The 20,819-nt window shown below is 43.0% G+C and carries 23 protein-coding genes and 1 riboswitch; of the genes, 2 read left to right on the plus strand and 21 right to left on the minus strand.

Features of this window, described 5'->3' with window-relative positions; genetic code table 11:
• Positions 1-36: 36 nt before the first annotated feature.
• The 6 genes from rpoZ to KQI58_RS13090 form a co-directional block, all read right to left on the minus strand.
• On the minus strand, positions 37-339 hold the full coding sequence (gene rpoZ, locus KQI58_RS13065; RefSeq protein ID WP_216409531.1) for a DNA-directed RNA polymerase subunit omega: 303 nt from the start codon (positions 337-339) through the stop codon (positions 37-39).
• Between the two features lie 4 nt (positions 340-343).
• Positions 344-958: a guanylate kinase gene (gene gmk / locus KQI58_RS13070; RefSeq protein WP_088933651.1), complete on the minus strand. Its 615-nt coding sequence runs from the start codon at positions 956-958 to the stop codon at positions 344-346.
• 111 nt (positions 959-1,069) lie between these two features.
• Complete coding sequence (locus tag KQI58_RS13075; protein ID WP_216409532.1) at positions 1,070-1,954, minus strand: YicC/YloC family endoribonuclease; 885 nt, start codon at positions 1,952-1,954, stop codon at positions 1,070-1,072.
• Positions 1,955-1,978: 24 nt separating this feature from the next.
• The gene (locus KQI58_RS13080; protein WP_216409533.1) at positions 1,979-2,194 is read right to left on the minus strand and encodes a YdbC family protein; all 216 of its coding nucleotides are present in this window, start codon (positions 2,192-2,194) and stop codon (positions 1,979-1,981) included.
• Positions 2,195-2,223: 29 nt separating this feature from the next.
• On the minus strand, positions 2,224-3,864 hold the full coding sequence (locus tag KQI58_RS13085; RefSeq protein WP_216409534.1) for a patatin-like phospholipase family protein: 1,641 nt from the start codon (positions 3,862-3,864) through the stop codon (positions 2,224-2,226).
• 145 nt (positions 3,865-4,009) lie between these two features.
• Entirely contained in the window at positions 4,010-4,714 is a 705-nt protein-coding gene (locus KQI58_RS13090; RefSeq protein ID WP_216409535.1) for a class A sortase, read from the minus strand.
• Between the two features lie 267 nt (positions 4,715-4,981).
• On the opposite strand from KQI58_RS13090, the gene KQI58_RS13095 reads away from it, so the two are divergent.
• Positions 4,982-5,752, plus strand: a complete 771-nt coding sequence (locus KQI58_RS13095) for a hypothetical protein (RefSeq protein WP_216409536.1) — start codon at positions 4,982-4,984, stop codon at positions 5,750-5,752.
• Positions 5,753-5,975: 223 nt separating this feature from the next.
• On the opposite strand, the gene thiT is transcribed toward KQI58_RS13095, so the two are convergent.
• The 3 genes from thiT to KQI58_RS13110 form a co-directional block, all read right to left on the minus strand.
• Entirely contained in the window at positions 5,976-6,563 is a 588-nt protein-coding gene (gene thiT / locus KQI58_RS13100; RefSeq protein WP_216409537.1) for an energy-coupled thiamine transporter ThiT, read from the minus strand.
• A gap of 49 nt (positions 6,564-6,612) precedes the next feature.
• Positions 6,613-6,711, minus strand: a riboswitch (TPP riboswitch).
• Positions 6,712-6,780: 69 nt separating this feature from the next.
• Positions 6,781-7,143: a hypothetical protein gene (locus KQI58_RS13105; RefSeq protein ID WP_216409538.1), complete on the minus strand. Its 363-nt coding sequence runs from the start codon at positions 7,141-7,143 to the stop codon at positions 6,781-6,783.
• A 72-nt stretch (positions 7,144-7,215) separates the two neighbouring features.
• Positions 7,216-7,674, minus strand: a complete 459-nt coding sequence (locus KQI58_RS13110) for a low molecular weight protein-tyrosine-phosphatase (protein WP_216409539.1) — start codon at positions 7,672-7,674, stop codon at positions 7,216-7,218.
• A 53-nt stretch (positions 7,675-7,727) separates the two neighbouring features.
• On the opposite strand from KQI58_RS13110, the gene KQI58_RS13115 reads away from it, so the two are divergent.
• A complete protein-coding gene (locus KQI58_RS13115; protein ID WP_216409540.1) occupies positions 7,728-8,696 on the plus strand; it encodes a 2-hydroxyacid dehydrogenase family protein in 969 nt (322 codons plus the stop codon).
• A gap of 2 nt (positions 8,697-8,698) precedes the next feature.
• On the opposite strand, the gene KQI58_RS13120 is transcribed toward KQI58_RS13115, so the two are convergent.
• From KQI58_RS13120 to KQI58_RS13175, 12 genes are all read right to left on the minus strand, one after another.
• Positions 8,699-9,274 carry a TetR/AcrR family transcriptional regulator C-terminal domain-containing protein gene (locus tag KQI58_RS13120; RefSeq protein WP_216409541.1) on the minus strand — a complete coding sequence of 192 codons (576 nt, stop codon included), beginning with the start codon at positions 9,272-9,274 and terminating at the stop codon, positions 8,699-8,701.
• 11 nt (positions 9,275-9,285) lie between these two features.
• Entirely contained in the window at positions 9,286-10,287 is a 1,002-nt protein-coding gene (ruvB, locus tag KQI58_RS13125; RefSeq protein WP_216409542.1) for a Holliday junction branch migration DNA helicase RuvB, read from the minus strand.
• A gap of 13 nt (positions 10,288-10,300) precedes the next feature.
• Positions 10,301-10,894, minus strand: a complete 594-nt coding sequence (gene ruvA / locus KQI58_RS13130) for a Holliday junction branch migration protein RuvA (protein ID WP_216409543.1) — start codon at positions 10,892-10,894, stop codon at positions 10,301-10,303.
• Between the two features lie 136 nt (positions 10,895-11,030).
• A complete protein-coding gene (locus tag KQI58_RS13135) occupies positions 11,031-12,491 on the minus strand; it encodes a helix-turn-helix domain-containing protein (RefSeq protein WP_216409544.1) in 1,461 nt (486 codons plus the stop codon).
• A gap of 51 nt (positions 12,492-12,542) precedes the next feature.
• The gene (locus tag KQI58_RS13140; protein WP_437177530.1) at positions 12,543-13,241 is read right to left on the minus strand and encodes an LrgB family protein; all 699 of its coding nucleotides are present in this window, start codon (positions 13,239-13,241) and stop codon (positions 12,543-12,545) included.
• Entirely contained in the window at positions 13,222-13,650 is a 429-nt protein-coding gene (locus KQI58_RS13145) for a CidA/LrgA family protein (RefSeq protein WP_216409546.1), read from the minus strand. The genes KQI58_RS13140 and KQI58_RS13145 overlap by 20 nt, the downstream gene beginning before the upstream one ends.
• Before the next feature lie 167 nt (positions 13,651-13,817).
• Entirely contained in the window at positions 13,818-14,246 is a 429-nt protein-coding gene (msrB, locus tag KQI58_RS13150; RefSeq protein WP_216409547.1) for a peptide-methionine (R)-S-oxide reductase MsrB, read from the minus strand.
• 149 nt (positions 14,247-14,395) lie between these two features.
• The gene (locus tag KQI58_RS13155; protein ID WP_216409548.1) at positions 14,396-14,953 is read right to left on the minus strand and encodes a Maf family protein; all 558 of its coding nucleotides are present in this window, start codon (positions 14,951-14,953) and stop codon (positions 14,396-14,398) included.
• A gap of 19 nt (positions 14,954-14,972) precedes the next feature.
• The gene (mutL, locus tag KQI58_RS13160; protein WP_216409549.1) at positions 14,973-16,973 is read right to left on the minus strand and encodes a DNA mismatch repair endonuclease MutL; all 2,001 of its coding nucleotides are present in this window, start codon (positions 16,971-16,973) and stop codon (positions 14,973-14,975) included.
• Between the two features lie 15 nt (positions 16,974-16,988).
• Positions 16,989-19,544 carry a DNA mismatch repair protein MutS gene (gene mutS / locus KQI58_RS13165; RefSeq protein WP_216409550.1) on the minus strand — a complete coding sequence of 852 codons (2,556 nt, stop codon included), beginning with the start codon at positions 19,542-19,544 and terminating at the stop codon, positions 16,989-16,991.
• Complete coding sequence (locus KQI58_RS13170) at positions 19,544-19,930, minus strand: YlbF family regulator (RefSeq protein ID WP_216409551.1); 387 nt, start codon at positions 19,928-19,930, stop codon at positions 19,544-19,546. The genes mutS and KQI58_RS13170 overlap by 1 nt, the downstream gene beginning before the upstream one ends.
• 15 nt (positions 19,931-19,945) lie before the next feature.
• The gene (locus KQI58_RS13175; RefSeq protein WP_216409552.1) at positions 19,946-20,740 is read right to left on the minus strand and encodes a TIGR00282 family metallophosphoesterase; all 795 of its coding nucleotides are present in this window, start codon (positions 20,738-20,740) and stop codon (positions 19,946-19,948) included.
• Positions 20,741-20,819: the final 79 nt, after the last annotated feature.

The raw sequence follows: 20,819 nt of genomic DNA on the forward strand, positions 1-20,819 counted from the left end.
TCCCATTTACGCTTCATCAGCAAAAAAATGTTTTGCCTAGTTTTGTTCGTTGCGAATCCGTGCTTCTAGGTCACGTTGATCACGTTCACGTTGCAAATGGCGTTCTTCCTCTTCCATTTTTAAACGTTCCCGTTTGATTTCTGGATGCGGATCATTGATGACTGTTCCAGCATCAATTTCTTCTAGTGCTTGTCCCACACTCTTCACTGATTCAAACGAATCTAAGGTTGGTTGTGCCCCTGAATCTAATTCATGCGCGCGTTTACTAGCTAAGATAACTAAAGAATATTTCGAATTCACATGGTCTAATAACGTATCAATTGAAGGTTTTAACATCATAAGCTTATATCTCCTTTAACATTTTAATATATTTACCAATTACTCGGTCAACTCGGTAATGTTCACTGACGATGATATCTTTGATTCGATCGACAGCTTTTGGTACTTGATCATTAACAACAGCATAATCATAAAGGGCCATCATTTCGATTTCTTGGCGTGCTACACGCATCCGTTCTTCGATCACTTCAGGGCTATCAGTACCTCTTCCAACGATCCGTGCCTTTAGTTCGGCAAGATCTGGTGGTGTTAAGAAAATAAAGACACCATCTGGTACTTTTTCTTTTACTTGCTGGGCACCTTGGACTTCGATCTCTAAAAAGACATCTTTGCCTTCATCCAATGTTTTGTTCACATAAGTTAGCGGCGTACCATAATAATTTCCGACATATTCAGCATATTCCAGCATCTCGCCCGCTTCGATCATCGCTTCAAATTCTTCTTTCGTGCGGAAATAATAATCGACACCATCTACTTCCCCTTCCCGCATCGGACGGGTGGTCATTGAGACGGAGTATTGGAACTCATTATCGTCTCTTTCAAAAATGGCTTTCCTGACCGTTCCTTTTCCAACTCCGGAAGGTCCCGACAATACAATCAACAGTCCTCGTTCAGACATACTAACGCCCTTTCATGCTCTTTTTCGCTAACGCCTATTGTGCACTTTTTTTGTGAAAATTTCAAGAGGCATCGTTAAGCTGCCCCATATTTCTTATGGAATCGCTCAAAACTATTCAACATTTTGGATCTGTTCGCGAATTTTTTCTAAAATTGTTTTTAGTTGAACTACAATGTCCTTAATCTGGATCGGACTGGATTTTGACCCAATCGTATTGACTTCTCGATTCATTTCTTGCAACAAGAAATCCAGCTCACGGCCGACTGGCTCGGTGCTTTCCAAAAGTTTTGCTAATTTTTCCAAATGGATAGTTAAGCGATCGAGTTCTTCATGGATGTCTCCCCGTTCCAACAAAATCGCCAGTTCCGTTAATAAGCGGTCTTGGTCGACAGTATTTCCTAAATATTCTTCTAGTTTTGCTTGATACCGTTGTTGAAAATCTGCTTCATACTCAGTTACGAAACCATTTAACTGAGTTACTAAAGCTTGGACTTTGCTGCCGTAGTCTACTAAAACTTTTCGAATCCCTGCCCCTTCGGATTCACGACTAGCTGCTAATTGAGTAAATGCTTCATTAGCTGCTGCTTGGACTAATTCCTCTAGCGTCTCTTCTTCTGTGGGTTGATCAATCAGCGTCACAAAATCACTTTGTTCCATCGCCTTGACCAAGACTTGCTCCACTGGAAAATCAACGATACCAAAATGTTCTTTTCCGCCATTCTGCAGCTCAGTAACCAATTGCTGTAACAGCGGCCAATCAACTGAAACCTGTTTATTACCGCTTTTTATCGGTGTTAAGTTAATAAAAACATCTACCCGTCCCCGCTGGATTTTTTCCTTCGCGATCTTGCGAATCAAGGACTCAAAAGGGTTTAATTCTTTGGGCATCCGAATTTGTAAATCTAAAAAGCGATTATTGACACTCTTTAGTTCAATATTCAACTCATAGGCATCATTAGCTTGTGCCGCTTGCCCGTAACCAGTCATACTCTTCATTTTATCTGATCCCTTCTGTACAAACTACATCTTGCTTAACGTTTCCTTCAATACCGCAAATTCTTCGTTGCTCAAAGTTACACCTTTTCCCATCTTCTCATGGTTCGGGGCCCAATCCCGTAAATCAAATTTTGGCGGACGTTCATTCCAGCTCACTAAATTCAGTTCCTTACGCCAGCCCTTCGGATTTTCCGATAAAACTGCGATTTCTTCTACGATTTCATAATTAAACTCTGCCATTCTTGTTCCTCCTAGTATATAACTATCAGCTACTTCTCATTATACAGGTCATTAATGAGATAGCCGTTTCGCATGTATTTAAAAAAGAGTGCCAGCATGGTCGGTATCGGCCAACGACGGTACATCGTCTCCAAAGAACCCTCCAGCTGATAAATCTGTAAAACCTGATAGTAATCAGAAAAAATATTGTGATTCTCAATAAAATCTTCAATTTGCTCCTGGACTGAATAATTTCCATTCAACTTGATTGGCATCTCAAATTGCCGTAGGATCGTTTCAATAAATTCCTGCGGTGTAAAAACACGTACTGGCGAAACATTTACCCAATAGGCAAAAAATTCCATGAATGCTAAACTTAGCAGTTCTATCGGTATGTCTTGACGGAAAAACTTTTTCAGCTCTAGATAGAGAGAACCCAAATCAATTGAAATTTCGGTTTTAAGATACCGTAGAAACTTCCGCGTTATTGCTTCAAAATCAACTTTACAACTGAAAAAGTAGCGATAACCTTGCAGCATACCCAAGGCCCGTTTCGTCTCCAAATAGCCCAAATCAATATTTTCCGAGGAACGAGCACTCTGAAACAGCAGAAGATCCCCTAAACTCCACGGGGTTGCAAGAACCAGTCCAGCAACATTATCCGGTAATCGATACTTTTTGTCTATTCCAGGACCATGAACATCGACAATGATCACTTCCGTAATTGGTTTTTGCAAAGCGATATCGACCGGCAAATTATTGCGATAGCCGCCATCCACATACAGCTCATTCTTGATCCTCGCCATTGCCATCATAGGAAAAAAGGACGCTGACGCCAGCAGCCAGTCAATGATCTCCTCTTCGTGACATTCATTAAGTGAAATGATCACTTCTTGAAAGGCAGGAACCTTCGTTGTGACAACATAAAATGGACAGCCGCCCTGAACCCTCTCGCCATCCAAATGTTCTTCCAGCAGGCGCCTGAGAGGTGCAGAAGACACACCGCGCTGACGTAAAGAGGTGCGGACAAACGTCCGTAGTTGATCTACCTGTGCCGAAAAATCCAGCTCCTCAACTTCCTTAAAGGTGATATCCAAAACCTTATCAGTCTCGATCTCCTCCCACAACGCTAACGCTTGATTGTAATCTCTTTGAGCGATTAGTGCACCATTCAAGCCCCCGACTGAGGTGCCTGCAATCACTTCAAATTGAATATTCTTTTCTAGCAATGCCTTCCAAACACCAATTTGATAGGCGCCTCGGGCACCGCCCCCGCCCAGTACTAGGCCAGTATGATAGACTAGTTCCTTTTGCCAAACACCATTAACGAATTGATAGCCTTGAGTAGTCAACCACTGTTGCAAAATAGGATTCGCTTCAATGGTAAGTTTCAGCGCCTGTTTAAACTTTTGACGAGCAGCATTTTCCAGCATCACAAAAGCTGTTTGCCAGTTAAGTGCCGTTGATATTAATACATTATTGATTTTCCATAGATCGCCTTCGTCGGTTTTATCTACTAGCAGCCATTGGGACTTGTGTTGTATCCAATAGCCTTCGCCGTGTTTTACAGCTGTTAAAAAGGCCGACCGACCTTGACTATGAGAGGCATAGAAGGGAAAAAGCAGTTGCGTCTGTTGGAATTTTCCCCAAAATGCTACGACATCCGATATGTAAATCCGCTTTAGCTCCATCGCTTCCTCCCCTAATTTTTTACCATACGTTAATTCCGCATATTTATTTCAGTATAGCAGAAATTTTCTCGCAACAAAAAACTTCAAGGCGCGCCTTGAAGCTTTCTGATAAAGGGTTATTTCAAAAATTAACCATTTCGGGTGTTTAATAAGTACGCTGTTCCATCTCAAATGCTTTGCGCATCGGATCAGTAGCGTTGTTGACAGGAGTCATAGCAATAAGATCGCCTTGAACGATGATTCGGGTTACACCTTCAATTTCGCCACAGGTAATCAAGGTTACCTGCTGTTTATCTGGCTGTACGTCCAAATACTTCACTTCTGTCGGCTGTACGCGAACCTTCAACGTTGTCTTATATGTGTAGATATTGTGCAAATCAGTCAAATAGATCAAATCGCCTTCTTTAACACTTTCGAGTGGTGTAAATAACAATCCAGGTCGATCTGCCCGGTGACTTGCCAATGCATAGTTACCTTCGCCAAGTTTTTGATCTGGAGATAATGTCCCTGCTCCGTAAAGCAGCACCTCGTTGGATAAGCCCTTGAAAATCGGCAGGTTAATCTCTACTGAAGGGATGGCAATACCGCCAATTACTGGTAAGCGTTTATTGCTTAATTGTGCCTGCAAAACCGCTTCGGTACTTGCCGGCTCTACCGCATCAAAATCAAATGATGCCTCTTTTTCCATGTTTTTATCGATCTCTGCTCGATCCATTTTCGCTACGGCATAACGTTCACCATTATATTGCATCAAAAAATATTTGATTTGATTGTTAAAGATCAAAGCTAAACCTACTAACAACAATAAGAAAAGAAAAATATTTATTAGCCAATTTCTTTTTTTCTTCATCTCAAGCCTCCTGCATTCTTGCGCTAATCATATCATACTCTATTAAATCTCGTGACACTACTTTCACTTAATAGAAAAAAATTAAAAAAAAGAAATAAATAGATGGCAAAGTCGTTATTTATTAAAATGATTTTAAATGTTAAAAAGGTGCTTCAATGTTGCAGTTATTAAGGGATTTGTAATCAAATTTTAAAATAAAAGATACGAGCTTTTTTTTTATTATTGAGTTAAAATGATTGTGACGACTATTAGAAAGGGTGAAAATTTGTGCCGGAAACGTTATTTGCTTATATTGATTCCACAAGTAATGCTGTGCTCTCAAAAGGTTTTTCACCCAGCGATTTTGTTGATGGGATCGTCCATCAGCCGAAACATTTGTTATTGCTAGATCCAGTCGCAGAAGCTGGAGAATACGAGCCTCATACAGGTTTGAAAATCGTTAATAGTCCCGATCAAGTCCAACAATTTTTTAACAATAAGGTCTTTACACATTCAAAAGGAATCAAGTGGATTGATTTTAATGATTACGCGATGCTAAAAGAACTAACTCCATTAGAAATTTCTGAATTACTCTACTTTGGACACATGCGAACACATCTACATTCGCCTTTTTTTTATAAATTACAAAACAATTTTGTTTACTTCAATCTAGGAAATGAAACGATGCGTGTGTATTATCGTTACTTAGACGAATTCTATCGTATCCTAGCTAGCAAGTTAACTCGAATCGTCTTGGAAAAAGTCAACGATCGCCGATCCTTTTTCCGCAAAGGCTCATCGGTCGCTCCCTTGGATGGCGAGTTATTGAAGGAATTATATCCGATCTTACAGGAAGGTGCAATTTTTTGTCTCAGTCAGTCTGAATTGAAAAATCGCGTTTACAGCATTCCGATATTCTTATCTGATGAAAAAGGTTGGCGCCGCAGTCCAAAAAATTACAAAAAGGAACAACAGATCGCAGAAATCACTTACGATACTGCCAAGCAACTTTGGTCGCTGGATGTCGAAAATGATGATCCGGTCTTCTCCTTCCGATAAGAAAGGCTTCGCGAACTCGCTCAGCTTTTGAGCAATAAGACCAAAATATTTCTAAATTGCTTCTCAAATTTCGAAATATTTTTGCTTATTGCCGAAAAAGCTAGTTCGTGAAGCCGGACATGGATATGCCTGCTGTAAAACGATTTATTCATGTGAAAATTTTATACTTTCTTCATAGTTAAGAAAAGCATTTGTCAACTTAGGACAAATGCTTTTTTTTGGTTTATTGATGACTTTGTTTGTGAATCAAATTGGCGTCCTTCGGTAAGTACAATTGCGGCGCCTTTTCTGCAACTATAATCGCGACAATGGCAGTCACAATCGCAGTCGCAAGTCCGCTGACACCGTTCATAACAAGTGAGAAGATCCATGGATTCATTCCCCATAAAGCGTAACTTCCCCAGAAAACGACCCCTGCGATAAAATGCCAGAAGAATCTTGCGCCTGTTCCGATAAATGTCCCGAAAACAATGTTCTTTCGAACGCTTCGCATATCTTGCTCACTCAAAGCCTTTTGCACCTTTTTCGCATACAGACCAGCAAAGCCTGCAAAGGTAAACGCGATTGGATACTCGATCAATACTTGAATGACGCTGAGATAAACAACCTGACTCGCTGGAAAATGCAAGATTCCCCAAATGAATGCTGACATTAGTGCTGGCTTTAATCCTCGACGCAAAGCGAACAATGTTAACGGGATCATTCCCAGTGAAATCGTAAAGCTGCTGCCAATAGTCGTTGGGATAAATGACAGCACCAACGCTAAGGCCGCTACGACCGTTCCTTCTACTAAAATTTTTGTCTTATACATAAAAAAACTCCTCCTTTTGAACATACAGTCCACAAAGGAGAAGTAAATATCTTTACTTCATCACAATTCCTACGCTCGAATAACCGAAACAGGTACTAGGGTTTAGAGTAATCTCAATCTCAGCCCGAGGGCTCCCCTTTGCGACAGTATTATTCTATTTTCTAGTACATCCAGAGTATAACAGATGTCTGTTTGCTCGTAAATGTATAAAATACTTTTATCGTGAAATACTTTCCTGATCCCCGCTTGGTGATAAAGTCGTCACCTTTTTGATCCGATCAATCGTCAACATCACCAATTGATTGTCCTGAGTACGGATAACGATAGAATCATTGGTCACCACTTTAGGCAGCCAGCCGGAGATTGTTTGAAATTTTTCTTCGTTGTTTTCATCCTGAACTTGAATGACTACTAAACTATTCTGTAGAGACGCCATCTTCAGCTTGAGAAAGATATTCTCATTTGCCTGCTCTTGAGCGCGTTTTTCAGCAGAATCATTCAAAAAATCCGAGATGAAACGATACGACGAATTCGAAAACAGCTTGATTAAATTCTTCTTGGGCTTCTCGTTTTTAGTCATTCAGCTTCCTCCTATCAAGAGCATGGTTACGTAGTTTGATTTTACTTAAATTCAAACAAAAAAACAAGGAATCTAGTCCATTTCAAAAAAAGTTAACCATTCGTTTAAACCTTTCTGAATTAATTCATAAGTTTCCTCAAAATCTCCGGTATACCAAGGGTCGGGAATTCCCTCACCTACATGTCCAGAGACACGATCCAAGTAAAGATAAATCTTGTTTTCTGTTCCTTTTGGCGCTATCGCTTGAAGATCACTGACATTTTCTTGGTCCATTCCGATGATGTAATCAGCCTCATAGAAATCTTCAGTCGTCACTTGACGAGCCCACATGCCTTTTGCTGAGATATGGTGCTCCGCTAATATTTTTTGCGTGCCGCGATGGGGTGGATTGCCCACCTCCCAGCGACTCGTCGCTGCTGAATCAACATCAAAATTGTTCTCCTGTTTCTTCTCAAAGGCATCGCGAAAAATCGCCTCTGCCATAGGCGAGCGGCAAATATTTCCCATACAAACGAATAGAATCTTTTTCATGTCATTCCTCCTGTGCTATAGTCAATTTATCGAAATGAAACGAGGGATTGTAAATGAGTAAAATTTATCTTTCCGCCAAACTGCCAGAGCTTGGCACTAAATTATTAGATGAAACCGGACTTGATTATCAGGTCTATGAAGGCGACGGTTTAATCTCCAAAAAAGAATTGATTGAAGCCGTCACCGATTGTGAAGTATTGATTTGTCCCCTATCAACACAAGTCGACCGTGAAGTCATTGATGCTGCGCCGAACTTAAAGCTGATCGCCAATTTCGGTGCTGGCTTCAACAATATCGACAGTGCTTATGCTAAAGAGAAAAAAATCTATGTAACGAATACACCGGTAGTCTCTACCAATGCGACTGCCGAGTTGACGGCTGGGTTGATCATCAGCCTATCTCGCCGAATCGTCGAAGGAGACCGCTTGATGCACGATCAAGGCTTTGACGGCTGGGCGCCGCTCTTTTTCTTAGGCCATGAATTAAAGGATAAAACGTTAGGCATCATCGGCATGGAACAGATTGGTCAAGCCTTAGCTCAAATGATGAACGCCTTTGGAATGAAGATTCTCTATCATAAACGCCATGCCTTAAGTACTGAACTTGAGAAAAAATTACAGGTAACCTATTGCTCTCAGGAAGAATTGATCCAGCAAGCGGATATCTTAACTCTCCATGCACCGCTAACAGCAGAAACACATCATCTGCTGACAAGCGAAACATTTAAACAAATGAAGGACAGTGCTTTCCTGATCAACGCCGCTCGTGGCCCACTGATTGACGAAGCCGCGCTGCTTCAAGCCTTAAAAACCGGACAAATCGCTGGTGCTGCTTTAGATGTCTACGAATTCGAACCGCAAGTCACTGAAGGCTTAAAAGAGTTATCGAATGTCATCCTAACTCCGCACATCGGCAACGCCAGTGTAGAAGCTCGCGAGCAGATGGCTGAGATTGTCGCAAAAAACGCGATCGCAATCGAAAAACATGAAACCATCAAACACATCGTTAATGGACTGGATTGAGCTTAACGCTCGTTCCAGTCTTTTTCATATAACCGATAGGCGAAAAATTCGATATCCTTCGCAAAGCGAAACAATTGTGCCGCAATAGTAATAGGCGGCTGATTCGCACCGGCTAATAACCAGTCAGTTAAAATACCGCCGCAGCCATGAGCTAAAAAGCGCGCATAAAATTCTTTGTCGGTCTGAGAGAGCTCTCCTTCTTGATCGACTTCATCAAATAGTCGAACAAATAGACGCTGAGCCAGTTCATTGAACTCTTTTGTCAACACTTCGGGCTTCGCCTGCACGGTATTCAAATAGAATTGATGACAAAGCTGCATCTCTTTCAACATTTTAAGAACGGATTCTTCCCAATTGGTTAATGCCAGCTCATGGGAGACTAAATACTGCAACCCACGCTGATAATAAGCGTAATGGAGCAGATCATCCTTGTCTTTGAAGTGATAATAAAATGTTTGGCGGTTCAAGCTGGCCTTTTGACTGATGTCTTGAACGGTGATTTTATCATAGCTTTTTTCTTGGCACGCAGTAACTAGTGCCTGAACAAATGTTGCTTTGGTCGCTTTTCCTTCCGCCATTTTTCCACCTTCTATGCTTGATAAGGGTAATTGAAATGTTCATACGCTAACGGTGTCGCCATGCGTCCCCGCGGTGTACGCTTAATAAATCCCTTTTGAATCAAATAAGGTTCGTACATATCCTCCACAGTCTCACGCTCTTCGCCGATATTAACTGCTAATGTACTTAACCCGATCGGTCCGCCATGGTATAGCTCAATCATCGTCTTCAATAATTTCTGATCGACATAATCTAATCCCGCTCCATCAACCTGCAGCAGTCCCAATGCCTGATCCGCAACTGTTCGATCAATCACTCCATCGGATTGAACCTGCGCGAAATCGCGAATCCGTTTCAGCAAACGATTGGCGATCCGCGGTGTCCCTCGTGAACGGCGTGCGATCTCGACCGCACCTTCCTCCACGATCTCCGTTTGAAAAATATCGGCTGAACGCAGCACAATCTCTCGCAAATCCTCTTCTTCATAATATTCCATATGAGAAATGATGCCAAAACGATCGCGTAATGGCGCCGACAGCATCCCGGCACGTGTCGTCGCACCGACTAAAGTAAACGGCGGCAATGGGAAATGTACCGGATGCGCCGTTGGCCCTTGCCCTACCATGATATCGACATAATAATCCTCCATTGCTGAATACAAGGTTTCTTCGGCTACTCGCGGCAAACGATGGATCTCATCGATAAACAGCACATCACCAGGTTCTAATTCATTCAAAATAGCGACTAAATCACCCGGTCGTTCGATCGCTGGTCCGCTGGTAGAGCGAATCTGCACGTCCATTTCATTGGCAATCACCATCGCCATCGTCGTTTTCCCTAAACCAGGCGGTCCATACAGCAGCACGTGATCCAGTGCTTCTTGACGGTTTTTCGCTGCTTCAATATAGATTGACAGCTCTTGCTTGACCTTATCCTGACCGATGTATTGTGCAAGATAACGAGGACGCAATGATTTTTCTAAACTTTTATCACTCTCATCTGCATCCGGTGAAAGCAAACGTTCTTCATCCATCTAAGTCGTCCTCCTACTTCTTCATCATTAATTTCAAGGCTGCTCGTAAATAATCGTCGGTATTCTGCAGACTTTCTTTTTCCAGCACCTTTTCGACCTTCTTGATTTCTTTTGGACTGTAGCCCAACGCTTGCAAGGCTTCCATCGCTTCAGCAAGTGCTGTATCGTCGTTGCCCTCATAAAATAGCGACATTGGGTCTTCGACTAATTCGGTCAATTTGCCTTTGAGATCCAAGACCATCTGCTGTGCCGTTTTCTTGCCGACGCCTGGGAATTTCGTCAAATAGGTCACATCTCCGGCTTCAATTGCTTGAATCAAGCCTTGATGATCGTCATTCGCCATGATTGCTAAGCCGCTTTTCGGTCCGATGCCAGACACCGAAAGCAGGCGTAAAAACAATTCTTTTTCGGCTAAGGTTTCAAAGCCATATAGTAAATGAGCATCCTCGCGAATGATTTGCTGGACATAAATCGTCACAGACTGCTCCATTTTACTGCTGTAACGATAAGGATTGCCCGTGGCGATTTGATAGCCGATCCCATTTACATCCAGTACCACATAGCCGGGACTGATGAAGGTCAAACGACCTGTAATATACTCGTACATAATTGTTCCTTTCTTTGGGTAAGAAAATTGATTTTCGGCAGGCTAGCTGCCGCTAGTTTCCAGTCCTTTTTGCCTATTGATAGGCGACCGACAAACTGCACATATGTTCTCATTATTCTAGCACAAAATTCGACGGTTAAAAACTCTTACCGCCGAATCCTTGTAATAACCTTAATAAGGCAAAATAATCCGTCATCCGCAATTCTTGCGTGATTGTCAAAGTCGGTACTTCTTCATCCTCATAAAGCAGGCTGGTAGTTAGGCAAACGTCACTGACAGTCATTGATTCAGTAAAGACAATCTGGAAATCATTTGCTAGAAACCGGTGCAAATCCTCCTTCAAAAGGGTCTCTTCAAACTCCGGAAGATCAGTCTGAAGAAAAATCCTCAACACGGGCTGAACCGTTAATTCCGGCAAACGACGCAAAACTGATAAATAACGTCCGAATAAAATTGATTCACTGCCACCTTGATCCGCTAAAAGCTCAGAAACAAATGCCGCAAGCTTTGGCTGTTGCTGCGTGACCTTTGTCCAAAAAGCTTTTCCATTAATATTAAAACGAATCATAGGGAATAAATGATGATACAAATGTCCGCTGATCAAATAATTCTCAGCATGCAAAGCTTGAAAATTTCTCCATGTGGCGCTATTGTTGATTTTCTTTTCTAATACCTGATACATCGCCTCGATCTCGTGGATGACGAAAAAGGGTGCCTTTGCCAATAAGCTATGGATTTTCTCTGCGATAGTGGGTACACGATAGTATTCCTCTCGTGTTAATAAATGTAAGAAAAGATTTCCTAGTGGAGCTTGCTTACGAAAATAAACAGGCATGATTGGTCTCAATTGACGAGCAAAATCATTAAAAAGTGGATCATCGTTCAAGGCACTCTGAGTGTTCGAAGCCTTTTTTAATCCGTGTTGCTGAACCTCTCGCAGCAAGTGGGCCGCTACTAAATAGTCCAACCGCTGTGCTTTAATAGGATTCAATTCAACTTGAAAAAACTGCTGAATCTCACGGCTGATTTTTTTGATCGGTTCATGCTGCAATAACGTAAAGGGCCAACTTTTCCCACGAAACAAGCGCCAATAATAGACTGATAAATACATTCGCACAACCGATTCTGGCGCTTGGAAAAGTACCTCTCCCCGCTGAATTGTCAATTTTAGCGGCGACAATTCTTTACGTAACTCCTTTAATTTGCGGCGGATTGTAGACTCACTGCGGTATAATTTATCGCTTAGTTCCTTGATTGTTCGCACATTTTCAATAATTAACAGATTAAGCAGGCGATAGGCTAATGAATGACAAATCAAATCGACCAGAAACTGATTTTCTTCCATTGTCTGAGCTGCAATTATCAGACGATAACTGTTCCCTTTTTTTTCGAATAATGGCAAATCTGTTTCCGTGAATCGTTGATATTGCTTGCTCAATTCCGACAGCAGACGCTGCACACTGCGAACATCTAGTTTAAGCAGTTCAGCTAACTCGCTTTTTTTATATAGTTGTCCATCATCCATCAATTCCAATACTCGGACGCTAAGATACACGTCTTTTTCGTAATGTTGTAATTCCAGCGCTTTGATATACATAAAAAAACTCCTTCACGCTACATTTTAGCAAAAGAGCGCAAGGAGTTGATACTAAAGACCTTCGAATAGCCGAAATAAAATTGGCAGCAACGCCACTGTCACTAACCCGTTGACACAAATACACAAACCAGCGAGAATGCCTTCTAGTTCACCGAGTTCGATCGCTCGGCCGGTACCGATCGCATGAGAGGTGCTGCCTAAAGCGATGCCTTTTGCCACGGGACTTTGAATATTGAAAAGTTGGAAAACCTTCGTTCCAACTAAGGCGCCAAAGATTCCAGTTGAAACAACGATCGCCAATGTCACTGGCGAAATGCCGCCCATCTGACTAGAAAGATCAACCGAGATCGCTGTCGTCACTGATTTTGGCAATAACGAAACGACAATCCCCTGCTTCAATGAGAACAAGCGGCCGATCCCAACACTTAGTAAACAGTTAAGCACCACGCCCACCAGTGTTCCTAAAATCACCGGCAAGAAATATTTCTTAAGCTTATCGAAATTTTGGTAAAGCGGCAAAGCTAACGCCACTGTCGCTGGTGTAATCATCATGGTAAATAAGTTCCCGCCAGTGTTGTACTCCTGATAGCTGATTCCGCTGAGTTTCAACAAAATAATGATAATGACTACACTCGCGATCAAAGGATTGATGAAGGGAATGTTCACCTTGCTCAACAATTTTTCCATTGCTAGGTAGATAAGCAAGGTAAGTGCTAGGCCAAAAAGCGGGTTACTTGCCAGCGCTGAAATCATCCGCTTCACCTCGCAATTTTTCAACCTTTTCAGCCAGCCGCGCTTTTTCTTCGTTGCCCTTCATACTGATTTTTTCAACAAATTCTGCTGTTTTTCCGACAGCCACAAGTGAGACAAGAGAGCACAAAACAACGGCGCCTAACAGAATCGGCCAGGTATATTTAATGGCTCCGTAATATTGCATCAAACCGACACCGGCTGGTACAAATAAAATCGTCAAATGATTCAACAGAAAGTTCGCTGTATCCTCAATTGCCGATGGTTTTAATAGTTTGGTTTGGAAGGAAAGAAAGAGGAGCACAATACCGATGATACTTCCTGGAACCGGCAAATGAAGAAACATCCGCAGTCCTTCGCCAATAATAGAATAGAGGAATAATAAACTTAATTCTTTAAATAGTTTCACAAATATCGCCTTTTCTAAAATAAGATAGTTCTAGTATAGCGAAAAAAGAACGCCTCGCTCTCCAAGTTTTGTTGCGATTTCATACATTTTCTGAAAAGGGATTGTCGCTAGCGACTGAATTCCAAAAGGCAATCACTAAAAAAAATACGCCGATCTATCGGCGCATTTTATTTCACAAGCTCTTTATATTGACCGTAGCCGGCTGCTTCCATCTCTTCGACTGGAATAAAGCGCAATGCTGCGGAGTTGATACAATAGCGCAAGCCGCCTTGATCTTGAGGACCATCGTTAAAGACATGGCCTAAATGGGAATCGGCTTCCTTGCTGCGAACCTCTACTCGGTGCATGCCGTGAGAAAAATCCGCCTTCTCAGCTACCCCACGCTTTTCGATTGGACGGCTAAAGGCTGGCCAACCACATCCGGCGTCGTATTTGTCACTAGAAGAAAACAACGGTTCACCGCTGACAACATCTACATAGATCCCTTTTTGATAGAAGTCATCATACTTTCCAGAAAATGGACGCTCGGTCGCATTTTCCTGCGTCACTGCGTATTCCATTGGTGAGAGTTTCTTTTTCAATTCTTCTTGCTCCATGGTTCTTCCCCTCTTTCAAGCTTACTTGGAACACGCTGAGCATACACCCGATGAGAAAAAGTTTCGAAGAATATGCTCATGACCTGTTCTATTTACTACAAAAAGATAAAAAACGCCGAATCGTAATCCAGCGTTTCTCGTCATTCTCTCTAATAATCAAACTTCTTCAACATTTGATTCACCGCACCAACGGGAAAACCGACAATGCTGTAATAGTCGCCTTCGATTTTTTCAACGAAGACGCCGGCGCCGTTTTGGATACCATACGCACCAGATTTATCCTTGTAATCATCACTATCGAGATAGCGATTAATTTCCGTATCGGTCAAAGGATAAAAGGTCACGATAGCGGAAGTTAACTTTTCCTCTAGTTGCTGTCCTTGCCGGATCACTACAGAAGTATAAACCAAGTGGCTGCCGCCGCTCATACTTTTCAGCATACCAAAGGCTTCTTCCCGACTTTTGGGTTTGCCTAAGATCTGTTCGTCTAGTACAACAACAGTATCACTGGCGATTACTAATGCTTCTGGGTGCTCAGCAGCAACCACGGCCGCCTTTTGCCGCGCCATCTCCATCACGTAATCCTTTGGTGCATACTGATCTTTAACTTCTTCATTAATATCAGCAGGCTGAATGTTGAAATCAGCCATCAGCCAGTGGAGTAATTCTTGTCTTCTTGGTGATTGTGAAGCTAAAATAACGGTCATAAATCTGCTCCTCTTTAGACTAGTGTGGGTCTTGAATTCGTTTGAACATATGCTCCATATCGCTGTTGCTGAAATGAATCAAGACTGGACGACCATGGGGGCAGTTGAAAGGATTCTCGCATTGAGCCAAATCCGTCAACAAGACCCGCGCTTGTGCTTCGTTCAAGTGATGGTTGGCTTTGATCGAGCGTTTGCAGCTCATCATGATGGCGGTCGCTTCACGGAATTTTTTGACACTGACAGAACCAGTAACTAAAAGCATATCGATCATTTCGCGAATGATGCTTTCCTCTTGTCCGGCTGGATACCACGTCGGATGGGCCCGTACGATGAAGCTGTTGGGGCCAAACTCTTCTAAATAAATACCGACTTCCTGCAATAATTCGGTTTTCTCTTTCAGCTTGATAGCATCGTTGTTGGGATAATCCAAAACAAATGGCACCAGCAACTCCTGCAGATCATCAGAAACGTCGCCAATTTTTTCGCGGAAATATTCGTATTTGATCCGTTCTTGTGCCGCGTGCTGATCGATAATATATAAGCCGTCTTTACTCTGGGCAAACAAATAGGTCCCATGCATTTGACCGAAATATTCCAGCATCGGGAATCGTTCTTTGGGATGCTCGTTCTCCAGCTTTGTTATCGCCTGTTCAATCACCTTTTCACCCGATTGGGTACTTAGATCAAATTCAGGATGATCGGCATTAGCGACTTCTTCATAAACTTGCTCTTCTGCTGAGACTTCTTCTTCAATCAGCGGTTCAGGGGTTTCTTCCACGATCGCCGCTTTCTCTTGTTCGGTTTCAAGTGGAACAGCCATCGTTTTTTCAACGATTTCTTCCTTTAGCGGAACCGGGGTTTCAACTGTCTCTGATGGTTTAGGTTCAACGTAAAAAATCCCCGTTTTAGGATCATAGTTCAAATCACTCTTTTTCTTCGGCTGCTCCTCTAAGGGCAGGTCCAATTGTTCCGTGTGGATTTTTTCAACCTTGCGTTTGAAGCTGGGATTTTCACCGACATCAGGAATCAAATTGATCTGGCGCAGACTTTCAACAATTCCACGGCTGATCAGCTCCATCAATTCTTTTTCTTTGGATAAACGAACTTCCTGTTTCGTTGGATGCACATTTACATCGACTAGCAGCGGGTCCATCGTAATCTCAAGTACCGCAATTGGGTAACGGCCTACCATCAATTTGGACTGGTAGCCGTTAATGATCGCTTTGTTCAGCGCAAAGTTTTTGATGTAGCGGCCATTGATGATCACAGACAAATAATTGCGGCTGGCCCGCGTGACTTCTGGTAATGACACATAGCCATTCAACGTGAAATCCAAGTCTTTCGCTTCGACCTTCAGCATTTTTTTCGCCGTGGCCACGCCATAAATTCCAGCCAAGGTTTGCTTCAAATCCCCTGTGCCGCTGGTGCTCAGCATCTTGTGACCGTCATGAACGAGACGAAAGGCGACATTTGGATGGCTCAAGGCCATTCGATTGACGATATCCCCAATATTGGACAATTCCGTTTGCAGTGACTTCACATATTTTAAACGCGCAGGTGTATTGAAAAACAGGTTTTCGACGGTGATTTTTGTTCCTGTCCGTAAGGAAGCTGGACGGTGTTCTTCGATTTTTCCGCCTTTTAAGAAAAGGTAGGAACCCTGTGTTTCATCGGCAGTCGCCGTCTCTAAAGTCATCTCAGAAACAGAGGCGATCGACGGCAAGGCTTCACCACGGAAACCTAATGTCCGAATGCGAAATAAATCATCGCGGTTATGGATTTTACTAGTCGCATGACGCTTAAAGGCATTCTCGACATCGTCTTGACTGATGCCTTCGCCGTTATCCACAATCTGGATCTTTTTCAAACCCGCTTCTTCGATTAAAATATCAATTTGTGTGGCTTTCGCATCAATCGCGTTCTCAACCAGTTCTTTGACGACCGAGGCTGGACGTTCAACGACTTCCCCGGCAGCGATCTGATTGGCTAAGCGTTCGGATAATTCTTGGATCTTTCCCATCGAATTCCCCCTTGTTTATATCCGTTTTTGTAACTCGTATAGGAAGTTTAATGCTTCCATCGGGTTCATTTCAAGTAGATTGGCTTTCTTGATACTATCGACTACACCAAGTTCAGCAGTTGACACTTCGCTAAATAACGAAAGCTGCTCGGTTTCCTCAACGATCTCCACATTTTTTTGCACAGGCGCATCAGATTCTAAAGCAGATAGAATCGTCGCTGCGCGGGAAAGCAGATCGGTTGGCATCCCAGCGATTTTCGCAACATGAATCCCATAGCTTTTATCTGCGGGTCCATCCATCAGCTTGTGCAGGAAGACGACTTCGCCGTTTTGCTCGACCGCACCAACGTGGACGTTTTTCAATTGTGGCAGACTTTCTTCTAAAACAGTCAGCTCATGATAGTGGGTTGAAAATAGCGTCTTAGCCTTCACATTTTTGTGGATGTACTCAATAATCGCTTGTGCTAACGCCATTCCATCATACGTCGCTGTTCCGCGACCTAACTCATCAAAGAGAATCAAGCTGTTTGGTGTCGCATGACGCAAGGCTTGATTGGCCTCCATCATTTCCACCATGAAGGTTGATTGGCCGGCGATCAAATCATCGCTGGCACCGATTCGGGTAAAGATTTGATCAAAGATCGGCAGTTCGGCACTTTCCGCTGGGACAAAACAACCCATCTGCGCCATGATCACCGTCAAAGCGAGCTGACGCATGTAAGTACTTTTACCAGACATATTCGGTCCAGTAATCAGCAGCAGCATCTCATCAGGACTCATGTGGACACTATTAGGAATGTATTCTTGATGTCCCAGAACCTTTTCCACGACCGGATGGCGACCTTCTTTGATTTGCAGGTTATGTGTCCCAACCTCCATCGTTGGCTGTACATACTGATAACGTTCACTGACAGTCGCGAAGCTTTGCAACACGTCTGTCGCACTCAAGCTTTTCGCTAGTTTTTGCAGACGCGTGATGGCTTTTTTAACTTCGTTTCGGACTTCTAAGAAGAGGTTGTATTCTAGCGCGACTGATTTTTCTTCCGCTTCTAAAATCAAGGTCTCTAATTTCTTCAATTCTGGCGTAATAAAGCGTTCCGCATTGGTTAACGTCTGTTTCCGTTCGTACTTGCCCTCTTCTAAGTTGGCAAGGTTTGATTTGGTGATCTCGATGTAGTAGCCGAACACGCGATTGTAGCCGACCTTCAGTGTCTTGATTCCAGTCGCTTCACGCTCGCGGGCTTCAAGCTCCGCCAGCCACGTCTTCCCATTGGTCATCGCTTCACGGTATTGATCCAGCTGTTCACTGTAGCCGTCTTTAATGACATTGCCTTCAGTGATTTGCAACGGCGCTTCATCCTTGATCGCTTTTTCAATCAGCTCCACCAGATCATCCATAGGTTCCATGTCAACCAATAGATCGTTCCACTCTCCTTGGTTGATGCCAGTCAATAATTGACGGATCTGAGGCACCTGCATCAGGGATGTTTTCAATTGGATCAGATCACGGCCATTGACATTGCCAAAAGCCACACGCCCAGCTAAGCGTTCTAGGTCATAAACCTTTGTCAATGTTTCGTTCAGGTCCATCCGTTCAAAATAAGCATTCAATAAGGAAGAAACCATCGCTTGACGGGCATTGATTTGACGCTTCTGGATCAATGGACGATCGATCCATTGTTTCAATAATCGTCCGCCCATCGCGGTTTTCGTTTCATCCAGTAACCATAAAAGTGTGCCTTGTTTTTTGCCAGTTCGAATCGAACGAGTCAACTCCAAGTTGGTTTTTGAGAAATAATCCAGCTTCAAGAAATGCTCTGGCTGATATTCTTCGGCCTTTTGGATATGGCCTAAGCTGCGTTTTTGTGTGACAGATAAATACGTCAGTAGTTTGCCAGTCGCTTCTTTTTCTAATTCATCTGTGATATCGGCGGTCAAGAAGCTGAATTCTGCGTTGTCCTCGATGGTTTCTTGATTAGAAAAAACCAAACCAAGACGTTCAGCTAAGTTTTTCTGCAAGCCTTCTGGAATCTCACTGCCAAGAACGATTTCTTTGGTTTGTAGCGCCGTTGCTTCATTCATTACGGCTTCTTCATCATGCAGTAGCGCTGTTTTTAATTCACCAGTTGAAAGATCAACATAGGCGAAACCGAATTTGTCTTTGACTTGAGTGACAGCAGTCAAAAAGTTATTGGCTTTGGCTTCGATGCCCTTGCCTTCCATTAAAGTGCCCGGTGTGATCAATTGGACAACTTCCCGTTTGACCATCCCTTTAGCCAATTTCGGGTCTTCCATTTGTTCGCAAATAGCGACCTTATAGCCCTGCTCCACCAACGTATCGATATAGCCTTGGGCGGAATGATGCGGCACACCGCACATTGGGATCGGCTCCTCTGCATTCCGATTGCGACTGGTCAATGTCAATTCTAATAATTGCGATACCTTGATGGCATCTTCGTTGAAGAGCTCGTAAAAGTCCCCTAATCGGTAAAATAAAAAGGCATCTTTATATTGTTCCTTGATCGCCAAGTATTGTTCCATCATTGGCGTATTTTTCGTTTTTTGAGGCATTATTGCGCTCCCTCCCCTGTAACTTCATCTGCTTCTAAGGCGGCATTGACTTCCTTTTGAATCATTGTGGTCAGATGCTGAAGCAGGTCATTGGCTTCATAAAGCTGTTCACGATAATCGACCACTAATGGATGCTGATCGAATTCCTTGGTGAGGCGATCCGCTTCTTTCAGTGCTTCACGTTCTGCTTCTGGCTTGCCGTAATGGGCAAACTGGACCGCGTCTTTTTGCGCAGCTTTGATGCCTTCTTCTAGTTGCTGAAGTGTGTCGTTTTCATCCACGCGCTTTTGAAGCTGCTGGAAACGTGTGATCACTTCATTTTCACCTAATAATGCTGTTAAATGAGATAAAGCCGCTTCGACGGCGGCTTCATTTGCTAGATTCATTTTATCCCTCTGCTTCTATTCTCTAAATGGACGATCCTCATTGATTAGGATCGTTTCAATTTTTTGTCCGTGGCCATTTTTGTCAATGTCGATCACACAAGCGGATAACACCGTGCGACCTTCTTCAATCACTTCAAACCGTTGTGGCAGTGCCGTTAAAAACTTTTCAATGATCGGTTCTTTTTTCATGCCTAAAATCCCGTCATACGGCCCAGTCATTCCAACATCGGTCAAATAAGCGGTGCCCTTTGGCAAAATACGACCATCATTGGTTTGGACATGGGTGTGTGTTCCCACTACCGCTGAGACACGACCATCTGCGAACCAGCCCATCGCTTGTTTTTCGCTGGTAGTTTCGCCATGAAAATCAACAAAGATATACGGTGTGCGTTTTTGCGCTTCCGTAATCAACTGATCAGCGATGCGAAAAGGATCATCCAAATCTGTCATAAATGAACGCGCCTGCAAGTTGATGATCGCTAGCTCCAACTCATTCACCTTTACAAACAAATGGCCTTTACCTGGTACGCCTGCTGGAAAGTTTGCTGGTCGGATCATTTTTTTCGCGTCAGCGATAAAGTCAAAAATCGCTTTATTATCCCACGTGTGGTTCCCCATGGTAACCACATCGACCCCATCTTGCAAAAATTTCTTATAGATTTTTTCTGTAATTCCGCGACCCGCTGCCGCATTTTCACCGTTGACGATCGTCAACTGTGGATGGTATTTTTTCTTTAAACGCGGTAAATAGTCACTCAACATCTGCCGACCTAATGAACCAACAACATCCCCAATGAATAGTAAGCGCACTTTTTTTCCCCTTCTCTAGTTAAGCATCTTGTCTTATTATAGTTGTTTTTGCTTGAAAATAAAAGATTCCATTCGACTT

It is taken from the genome of Enterococcus raffinosus (genome assembly GCF_018917525.1).
In the GTDB taxonomy this organism is placed as follows: domain Bacteria; phylum Bacillota; class Bacilli; order Lactobacillales; family Enterococcaceae; genus Enterococcus_A; species Enterococcus_A raffinosus_A.

Excerpts from the sequence above, each read along its gene's own strand:
- rpoZ (WP_216409531.1), bottom strand. The coding sequence starts at position 339 with ATGATGTTAAAACCTTCAATTGATACGTTATTAGACCATGTGAATTCG.
- gmk (WP_088933651.1), bottom strand. The coding sequence starts at position 958 with ATGTCTGAACGAGGACTGTTGATTGTATTGTCGGGACCTTCCGGAGTT.
- KQI58_RS13075 (WP_216409532.1), bottom strand. The coding sequence starts at position 1,954 with ATGAAGAGTATGACTGGTTACGGGCAAGCGGCACAAGCTAATGATGCC.
- KQI58_RS13080 (WP_216409533.1), bottom strand. The coding sequence starts at position 2,194 with ATGGCAGAGTTTAATTATGAAATCGTAGAAGAAATCGCAGTTTTATCG.
- KQI58_RS13085 (WP_216409534.1), bottom strand. The coding sequence starts at position 3,864 with ATGGAGCTAAAGCGGATTTACATATCGGATGTCGTAGCATTTTGGGGA.
- KQI58_RS13090 (WP_216409535.1), bottom strand. The coding sequence starts at position 4,714 with ATGAAGAAAAAAAGAAATTGGCTAATAAATATTTTTCTTTTCTTATTG.
- thiT (WP_216409537.1), bottom strand. The coding sequence starts at position 6,563 with ATGTATAAGACAAAAATTTTAGTAGAAGGAACGGTCGTAGCGGCCTTA.
- KQI58_RS13105 (WP_216409538.1), bottom strand. The coding sequence starts at position 7,143 with ATGACTAAAAACGAGAAGCCCAAGAAGAATTTAATCAAGCTGTTTTCG.
- KQI58_RS13110 (WP_216409539.1), bottom strand. The coding sequence starts at position 7,674 with ATGAAAAAGATTCTATTCGTTTGTATGGGAAATATTTGCCGCTCGCCT.
- KQI58_RS13115 (WP_216409540.1), top strand. The coding sequence starts at position 7,728 with ATGAGTAAAATTTATCTTTCCGCCAAACTGCCAGAGCTTGGCACTAAA.
- KQI58_RS13120 (WP_216409541.1), bottom strand. The coding sequence starts at position 9,274 with ATGGCGGAAGGAAAAGCGACCAAAGCAACATTTGTTCAGGCACTAGTT.
- ruvB (WP_216409542.1), bottom strand. The coding sequence starts at position 10,287 with ATGGATGAAGAACGTTTGCTTTCACCGGATGCAGATGAGAGTGATAAA.
- ruvA (WP_216409543.1), bottom strand. The coding sequence starts at position 10,894 with ATGTACGAGTATATTACAGGTCGTTTGACCTTCATCAGTCCCGGCTAT.
- KQI58_RS13135 (WP_216409544.1), bottom strand. The coding sequence starts at position 12,491 with ATGTATATCAAAGCGCTGGAATTACAACATTACGAAAAAGACGTGTAT.
- msrB (WP_216409547.1), bottom strand. The coding sequence starts at position 14,246 with ATGGAGCAAGAAGAATTGAAAAAGAAACTCTCACCAATGGAATACGCA.
- KQI58_RS13155 (WP_216409548.1), bottom strand. The coding sequence starts at position 14,953 with ATGACCGTTATTTTAGCTTCACAATCACCAAGAAGACAAGAATTACTC.
- mutL (WP_216409549.1), bottom strand. The coding sequence starts at position 16,973 with ATGGGAAAGATCCAAGAATTATCCGAACGCTTAGCCAATCAGATCGCT.
- mutS (WP_216409550.1), bottom strand. The coding sequence starts at position 19,544 with ATGCCTCAAAAAACGAAAAATACGCCAATGATGGAACAATACTTGGCG.
- KQI58_RS13170 (WP_216409551.1), bottom strand. The coding sequence starts at position 19,930 with ATGAATCTAGCAAATGAAGCCGCCGTCGAAGCGGCTTTATCTCATTTA.